The 6,201-nt window shown below is 65.0% G+C and carries 6 protein-coding genes; 3 read left to right on the top strand and 3 right to left on the bottom strand.

The window, feature by feature from the left end; translation table 11 throughout:
* Positions 1-17: 17 nt before the first annotated feature.
* Positions 18-410: a DUF6985 domain-containing protein gene (locus ACI1V7_RS25780; RefSeq protein WP_404535020.1), complete on the top strand. Its 393-nt coding sequence runs from the start codon at positions 18-20 to the stop codon at positions 408-410.
* Between the two features lie 204 nt (positions 411-614).
* On the opposite strand, the gene ACI1V7_RS25775 is transcribed toward ACI1V7_RS25780, so the two are convergent.
* Positions 615-1,637: an AraC family transcriptional regulator gene (locus ACI1V7_RS25775; RefSeq protein ID WP_404535016.1), complete on the bottom strand. Its 1,023-nt coding sequence runs from the start codon at positions 1,635-1,637 to the stop codon at positions 615-617.
* A gap of 54 nt (positions 1,638-1,691) precedes the next feature.
* Between ACI1V7_RS25775 and ACI1V7_RS25770 the strand changes: the two genes are divergently transcribed.
* Both ACI1V7_RS25770 and ACI1V7_RS25765 read left to right on the top strand, forming a co-directional pair.
* A complete protein-coding gene (locus tag ACI1V7_RS25770; protein ID WP_404535014.1) occupies positions 1,692-2,816 on the top strand; it encodes a zinc-binding alcohol dehydrogenase family protein in 1,125 nt (374 codons plus the stop codon).
* A gap of 3 nt (positions 2,817-2,819) precedes the next feature.
* Complete coding sequence (locus ACI1V7_RS25765; RefSeq protein ID WP_404535012.1) at positions 2,820-3,461, top strand: DUF2306 domain-containing protein; 642 nt, start codon at positions 2,820-2,822, stop codon at positions 3,459-3,461.
* A gap of 65 nt (positions 3,462-3,526) precedes the next feature.
* Here ACI1V7_RS25765 and ACI1V7_RS25760 read toward each other — a convergent pair whose 3' ends face one another.
* Positions 3,527-4,630: an anhydro-N-acetylmuramic acid kinase gene (locus tag ACI1V7_RS25760; RefSeq protein ID WP_404535009.1), complete on the bottom strand. Its 1,104-nt coding sequence runs from the start codon at positions 4,628-4,630 to the stop codon at positions 3,527-3,529.
* Positions 4,631-4,791: 161 nt separating this feature from the next.
* Positions 4,792-6,153: a M23 family metallopeptidase gene (locus tag ACI1V7_RS25755; protein WP_404535006.1), complete on the bottom strand. Its 1,362-nt coding sequence runs from the start codon at positions 6,151-6,153 to the stop codon at positions 4,792-4,794.
* Positions 6,154-6,201 lie beyond the last annotated feature (48 nt).

The following is a 6,201-nucleotide window of genomic DNA, read 5'->3' as shown; positions in this document are numbered from 1 at the left end:
TAACCCCGCTCTACCACCTGTCTGACTGCTTCTTCCTTGAATTCAGGTGTGTAACGCTGTGTACTCATTCATTTCTCCTATGCTCAAATCATAGGTCAGAAATGTCCACCGGAGTGGGGGAAGTCCATCCTTCGGACGAAGAGTACGTCAGCATCAAAACACCTAGTGAAGTCTGGAGTCACGTAGAGTTCGGAGAAGAAGTGGTTGTGTCCCGCCGGTCGTATGGCGATAAGAAAATCTACGTATCTATCGAGTGCAGTTGCGACTGGGAGCCAGAACATGGCCTGCAAATCGTCTTAAAGGACGGGAAAGCTATATCCAAAGTCGGACCTTATGATGGTCACCTAACGAACTCCGATGCTTATGCAGATGAGCGACTAGAAAACGTCATATATCGCCCGATAAGGTGAGGCTGGGCACAGTAGTTCGATGCCGCTACGAACGTCCGCAATGGGTCGATTTGCGGTCATCAGTAGAGACCACTTCCTGCCATGAGCGAACATTCGGAATCGGTCCGCGTCATAGTGGCTTGTGGTGAACTTTACCGTTCGCCCACATAGCGGGATGTTTGTAATCGGCAGTGCACGATGCAGGCTCATGAATCGCACGACGTCTCATGACGCCTCACTGACTTTCCGCGGCGACGCGCCAAGAACGCGTTTGAACGCTGCCCCGAAGGCACTGTCCGACTCATAGCCGAGCGATGTCGCGACGCGGCTGATGGTCGCTCCTTTGACGGCCAGGCGTTCGCAGGCCAGCAGCATGCGCCAGCGGGTGACGTACGCCATCGGCGCTTCGCCTACTGTTTCGGCAAAGTGCGCGGCAAACGCCGAACGGGACATGCCGGCGGTGGCGGCAAGCAGGGCGACGGTCCAGGGGCGTCCCGGTTCCGCGTGAATGGCGCCGAGCGCCGTGCTGAGCTTGCTGTCCTGCAGCGCGTACAGCCAATTTCCCCGGCCAGGCGCCGCGCCGTCGAGGTGATGGCGCAAGGCTTCGATGAGGAGGGCTTGGGCAAAATGGCTGGCCATCAGCTGCCCGCCTGGCCGCGGGCAGCGCAGTTCTTCCATCAGCCGCGCAATCGAGAGGCGCAAGGCTTCACCTGCGGCGGAGGAGACGTGCAATACCTGCGGCAACATGGCGAGCAGGATGCTTGCATGGGTATTGCCAAAGCCAAAATAGCCACCCAGCCCGGCGCAGTCGATGCCGGTCCCGATCTGCGCCACATTCCCTGGACCAACGACCGTCAATGCCTCGGCGACATCGACCGGTTGCTGTTCCAGGTCGCTGCACACACGGAAGGCCGTGCCGCCCGACACCATCACCACATCGCCTTGCCGCAACTGGCGGCGGCCGATCGGCGCATCGCCATACAGCCAGCAACTGCCCAAGGTGACGGCGAAGCACTTCAGCGAGCCATCGGCCGGGTAATGGAGCGACCAGCTTCCGCCCGCTTCCAGGCCGCGAAAGGCGTAGTCGGTAGGGCGCAACATCGACAGCACATCGGACAACGGATCCATCATCAGGCCAACGCAAGCGTGTGAAGCACGCATCATATCGCTGCCATCGATGTACGCGGCAAATAATGATGGACATAGGGTTCTTGGACGAATGCGACGAACTCGGGGAGTTTTGCGCATTGTTCATCCACGTATCGCTCCATACACTGTGCGCTCGTCATCTCGGAGCGCATCATGCACGATACCGTCAACAACGCCTTGTGGCTTCCTGCCAAGCAGGCGCCGTTCAGCGTGGGGCCGGCGCCCTATACCGCGCCGCGCGGCCGCGAAGTGGTCGTGCGCACGCGCGCCGTCGCACTCAATCCTTTCGATCGTCATCTCCAGACCATCGGCGCGTTTGCCAGTCCGTGGCTGAACTATCCCATGGTCGTCGGTCACGATCTGGCTGGCGATGTCGTCGAAGTGGGGGAGGACGTCACCCGCTTCCAGCCCGGGGATCGTGTGCTTGGGCTGGCCGGCGGTGTCGACAAGGGGCGCAATCGCGCGGCGGAAGGCGCGTTCCAGGACTACGTCGTGCTGCTCGAACACATGATGACGCCATTGCCCGCCGCGATGAGTTACGACGAGGCCAGTGTGCTGCCGCTGGCCGTGTCGACCGCGGCCTGCGCCCTGTTCCAGGAAGGGTTCCTGGCCCTCGCGCCGCCCGAGTTGGAGCGGCAGCGCCGCGGCGAGACCGTCATCGTCTGGGGCGGTTCGACGAGCGTCGGTGCCAATGCGATCCAGTTGGCTGTCGCCGCCGGCTACGATGTGCTGACCACCTGTTCCCCTAACAATAGCCAATTTGTCCGGGCATTGGGGGCGCGCCGGGCATTCGATTACCGCAGCCCCACCGTCGTGGCCGACCTGGTGAACGCACTCGGACAGTCGCGCTGTGCCGGCGCGGTGGCAATCGGTCCGGGCGCAGCGCTCGCCTGCCTGGACCTGGTGGTCGCGGCGGGCGGCGCGTCGACCGTGGCGGTGGTCACGCCACCCGCTACCTTCGATGGCATTCCCATTGGTCGCGGACGCTTGCGCAAGCTGCTGCCCATCCTCGTCAATAACGCCACCGGGCTGCTGAAGTTGATGTGGCGTGCGAAGCGGCGCGGTGTCGCGACGCCTTTCGTATGGGGCACCGCACTGATTCACAACGAGGTGGGTCCGATGATTTTCCAGGACTACTTGCCGGAGGCGCTGGCGCGCGGCGCATTCGAACCCAGTCCGCCTTGCCAGGTGGCGGGTCACGGCCTGGAGGCGATACCTGCGGCGATGGCAATGCATGAAGCCGGCGTGTCCGCCGCCAAACTCGTCGTGACGCTCTAAGCCATGCGCACGAACAACCCGTGGCCGGTTCGGTACGGCGGCGCGCTGCTCGCCGTGTGTGTCGGCGTGTTTTCCTGTCGCTATATTGCAAAGGTCGGACCGGTGCCGCCGAACGTGCTCGCGAACCGGTTCTTCGACCACTGGATCGTCGTGCATGCCGGCGCGGCGTCGACCGCCCTGATACTGGGTGCCCTGCAACTGTCCGGCGTCGTGCGGCAGCGCTGGCCCGGACTGCATCGCGCGAGCGGGCGGCTCTATGTCGCGGGTTGCATCGCCGGCGGTGTCTCGGCACTCGTCCTGTCCGCAGGCATCTCCACAGGTCCGGTGGCGGCGTCGGGTTTTGGCGCGCTCGGTGCGCTGTGGCTCTACGCCACGACGCAGGGCTGGCGCAGCGCGCGTGCACGCGATGTTTCGCGGCACCGGGCCTGGATGATCCGCTCCTACGCACTGACGTTTGCGGCGGTCACGCTCAGGATCTACCTGCCGCTATCCCAAGTGACCGGGTTCGATTTCGCCATTGCCTACCGGTGCATCGCATGGCTGTCCTGGGTGCCGAACCTGGTCATCGCCGAAGTCTGTCTCCGGCAAGGCGCTCGACCACTTCCCGATCCGCGACATGATGCTTTGCATCGCGGGCACGAATAAAACCGAAGGTGAGCTGGTCCATCACAGGAGAGGAGCACTGGCTCCTGGCAGCAACGCCCGCCGGATCACGCTGGGTACAATGCTCCCAGCACCCGTAGCCCCGCCGCGCCCGTGACGGCCGGCAGATTGCCCGGCTGACGCCGCATGAAGCGGTAGCCGAGCCAGGCGAAAGCGAGGGCTTCCACGCGGTTCGGCGCCACGCCCAGCGTCTCGGTCGATTCCACCGGAACCTTGCCGCCAAGGACGTCGGCGATGTCGCGCAGCAGCACGGGGTTGTAGGCGCCGCCGCCGCACACGTAGACGGCGTGCGGGGCCCGTCCTTCCGTTTCCTGGCAGATCGCGTCGGCGATCGAGACGGCCGTCAAACGCGTCAGCGTCGCCTGCACGTCGGCCGGGGCCAGGCCCGGATGGCGCGCCAGCCTGGCGTCGAGCCAGTCGGCATGGAACAGGTCGCGGCCCGTGCTTTTGGGCGGCGGCTGGCGGAAGAAGGGCTCGTCGAGCAGCGTGTGCAGCAGGGCGTCGTCGACGCGGCCGCTGGCGGCCCAGGCGCCGTCCTCGTCGTAGGGTTTGCCCAGGTGGCGGGCGATCCACAAGTCCATCAGGACGTTGCCCGGCCCCGTGTCGTAGCCCCCGATGCGGCCGTCGCCGTGCAACACGCTGATATTGCCGATGCCGCCGATGTTCACCACCACGCGTACCTGGCCGCGCTTGCCGAAGCGGGCTTCGTGGAAGGCCGGCACCAGCGGGGCACCCTGACCGCCGGCCGCGACGTCGCGGCTGCGGAAGTCGGCGATCACGTCGAGTCCCGTCAATTCCGCCAGCAGGGCCGGGTTGTTGGTCTGGCGCGTGAAGCCCAGTTCGGGGCGGTGGCGGATGGTCTGGCCGTGCACGGCGACGGCGCGCACGGGGCCCGGCGCCTTGGCCAGCAGCGCCTGCACGCACTCGGCGTAGCAGCGCGCCAGCGCGTTGGCGGCCAGCGCTTCGCGTTCCAGCTCGTTGGCGCTGGCGGCCTGCAAGGCCATCAGCTCGGTGCGCAGGGCGGCAGGGAAGGGGGCGAAGGCGGCGTCCAGCGTGCGGATGCCGCGGCCGGAGAAGTCGGCGAGCACGCCGTCCACGCCGTCCAGGCTGGTGCCGGACATCAGGCCGATGTAGAGAGTGGAAGCAGCCATGGTCTGGTCTCTATCTAGGTAGGGTGGGCACCATGTGCCCACCGGGTGTTCGCGTCACGGCGCTGGGTGGGCATGTGGTGCCCACCCTACGGACATACGCCCCAAAGCAAAACGCCTTGCTCCGCGGGCGGGCAAGGCGTTCTTGTCGGGGCTGGATCGGATCAGCGGGCAGCCATCGCGCCGCCGGCCGGGGTCAGCAGCGAGAAGCGGTGCGACATGTCGGCCGCCGCGGTGCGGAAGCGGTTCAGTTCGCCCGTGGTCAGCGGCTGTTGCTGCAGGTTCTTCAGCTTCATCGGGTCCGTTGCCTGGCCGCCGATGCGGAATTCGTAGTGCAGGTGCGGGCCGGTGGCCCAGCCGGTCGTGCCCACGTAGCCGATCACGTCGCCCTGGGCGACCTTCTGGCCCTTGCGCAGGTTCGCGGCGAAGCGGCTCATGTGGCCGTAGGCGGTGCTGTAGTTCGACCAGTGCTTCAGGACGACCATGTTGCCGTAGCCGTTCGAGACGCCCACGAAGTCCACGGTGCCGTCGCCGGACGCGCGGATCGGGGTGCCCATCGGGGCGGCCATGTCGACGCCCTTGTGCTGCTTCCAGGTGCCGAACACCGGGTGCACGCGCATCGAGAAGCCCGAGGAGATGCGGTTGAACGCGACCGGGGATTTCAGGAAGGCCTTCTTGAGCGACTTGCCGTCCAGGCTGTAGTAGCCGCCCTGCTTGGTAACGGGGTCTTCGTACCAGACCGACTGGTAGGCCACGCCGCGGTTGATGAACTCGCCAGCCAGCACGCGGCCGGTCTTGACCATCTCGCCGTCCATCCAGAACGTTTCATACACGACGTTAAAACGGTCGCCGCGCTTCAGGTCGCCGCGGAAGTCGATATTGGTCGAGAACATCTCGATGATCTGGTTGACCACCGTATCCGGGATCTGGGCGCCGTCGGTATTCGCGTCGGTGGCGGCATACAGCGAGGTCGAGATTTCGCGCGAACGCATCTCGACGCGGCGTTCCAGCTGGGCCGGGGCCACGTCGGAGACGAACTTCTCGCCCTTGCGCGACACGGTGATGGTCTTGAATTCGTTGCCGTTGACGGGAACGGTAGCGCGCAGCGTCAGCAGCATGCCGTTTTCGTCGGTCTCGGCTTGCACGCGCTTGCCGGTTTTCAGGGAGAGGATGGCGCGGGCCGTCTTGTCGGAGCGGACGAAGGCCTGGGCTTGCTGGTCTTCGATGCCGAGGCGGGTGAACACGGAAGCCAGGGAATCGCCCGGGCGGACGCGCTCTTCGCGGATGAATTGCTGTTCGTCTTGCTGCAGGGCGGCAATCTGGTCCGACAGGTTCGGCAGTTGCAGGTCCTGGGAGATCGATTTGACCGGCAGGTCGGCGGGATCCGGGCTGATCGGGGCGACTGCGGTGGCACCGAACGCGCACAGGGCAAGTGCTGCGGTGCCGCCGGCGATGATGCGGGTCTTGCGACTCGTCTCGGCCAGGCCGAACCAGCGCTTGCCGGTGATTTTCTGTATAGGGTTCATGCAATCAGTTAAAATTTACCGCTTGAACAGCCTAGACCAACACCACTT

The sequence above is a fragment of the Massilia paldalensis genome, assembly GCF_044901715.1.
GTDB classification, from domain to species: domain Bacteria; phylum Pseudomonadota; class Gammaproteobacteria; order Burkholderiales; family Burkholderiaceae_D; genus Telluria; species Telluria paldalensis.
The sequence above is the reverse complement of the archived record's forward strand: the minus strand, read 5'-3'. Positions and strand labels throughout refer to the sequence as shown.

What these genes read in the sequence shown, in the direction of transcription:
- ACI1V7_RS25755 (WP_404535006.1), bottom strand. Translation starts at nt 6,153, where the DNA reads ATGAACCCTATACAGAAAATCACCGGCAAGCGCTGGTTCGGCCTGGCC.
- ACI1V7_RS25770 (WP_404535014.1), top strand. Translation starts at nt 1,692, where the DNA reads ATGCACGATACCGTCAACAACGCCTTGTGGCTTCCTGCCAAGCAGGCG.
- ACI1V7_RS25775 (WP_404535016.1), bottom strand. Translation starts at nt 1,637, where the DNA reads ATGCGCAAAACTCCCCGAGTTCGTCGCATTCGTCCAAGAACCCTATGT.
- ACI1V7_RS25760 (WP_404535009.1), bottom strand. Translation starts at nt 4,630, where the DNA reads ATGGCTGCTTCCACTCTCTACATCGGCCTGATGTCCGGCACCAGCCTG.
- ACI1V7_RS25765 (WP_404535012.1), top strand. Translation starts at nt 2,820, where the DNA reads ATGCGCACGAACAACCCGTGGCCGGTTCGGTACGGCGGCGCGCTGCTC.